The 1180-nt window shown below is 67.4% G+C and carries 1 protein-coding gene and 1 pseudogene; one reads left to right on the top strand and one right to left on the bottom strand.

The features are described from left to right. A pseudogene (locus tag BN903_RS03585) lies at positions 1-211 on the bottom strand (cytochrome oxidase assembly); the annotation flags it as partial. Between the two features lie 296 nt (positions 212-507). Between BN903_RS03585 and BN903_RS03580 the strand changes: the two are divergent. Beyond that, positions 508-1180: MATE family efflux transporter (locus BN903_RS03580; RefSeq protein WP_048076402.1), on the top strand; the 673-nt coding region annotated here is incomplete at its 3' end.

Below are 1180 nucleotides of genomic sequence, written 5' to 3'. Positions count from 1 at the left end.
AGCCGGAGCCGAGCCACGTCCACCCGGCGACCCCGACGATGAGGAAGCCGGTCACCATCGCCCACGCCCGGTGGAACCACTCGATGAAGTCGGGGTTGATCGTCAGCGCGGGGATGAGCTGGTCGGAACACAGCGGCCACTGGGCCTGACACGCCAGCCCGGACCCGGTCGCCGCCGTGTAGACGCCGAGCGAGAAGAGGACGAGCGTCATCCCCGTCGTCGCCGCCGCGTATCGCCTGAACGTTAGCCACGCGGGCCGAAGACTCATTGCCCGATTTCGGGCGCGCGCGCACTTAGACCGTTCGGCCGCTATCTCCGTCCGGGAAGCGTGGCGTCGCCACCCGCCGGCTTCAGAACTTTTTTGACTGACCAGTCAGTCAGTATTGGTACGAACCGAATGGACGACACGGAACGGCCGATCCCCGACGCCGCGTACAGCCCGCTCCACGGCGCGCACAGTCCCTTCCACGGGTGCGACGACGTAACCTGTCCGGAGGCGATCCGCTGATGGGACTCCGCGACGCGATCGACTCGCTGTTCAAGGGGGCCGACGACCTGGACCTCACCTCGGGCGACATCGGGTGGCCGCTGTTTTTCCTCTCCCTGCCGATCGTCGTCCAGAACCTCTTTCAGGTGCTGTACAACCTCGCCGACACGTTCTGGCTCGGCCGCTACAGCACCGAGGCGCTGTCCGCGATCACGTTCGCGTTCCCGATCGTCTTCCTGATGATCTCGCTGGCGCTCGGCGTCTCCGTCGCGGGGAGCGTCCTCGTCGCCCAACACACCGGGGCCGGCAACGAGGAGCGCGCCGCGTACGCCGCCTCGCAGACGATGGCCTACGCGGCCGTCATCTCCGTCGTGCTGGGCGTGTTGGGGTACGTCTTCGTCGACGACATCACCGCGCTCCTCGGCGTGAACGAGACGGTCGCGCCGCTCGTCGTCGAGTACATGCGCGTCTACGCCGTCGGCCTGTTCGCCGTCTTCGGCTTTGCGGTGTTCATGGCGCTCATGCGCGGCTACGGGGACACGGTAACGCCGATGTACGTCATGGCCGGCTCGGTGGTCCTCAACATCCTCCTCGACCCGGTCTTCATCTTCGGGTTCGAGGCGAACCCGCTGTTCGGCGCGCTCGGACTCGGCGGGCTGGAGGCCGCGGCGCTCGACGCGACGGGGTTCACCG

The organism is Halorubrum sp. AJ67 (assembly GCF_000513435.1).
The sequence above is the reverse complement of the archived record's forward strand: the minus strand, read 5'-3'. Positions and strand labels throughout refer to the sequence as shown.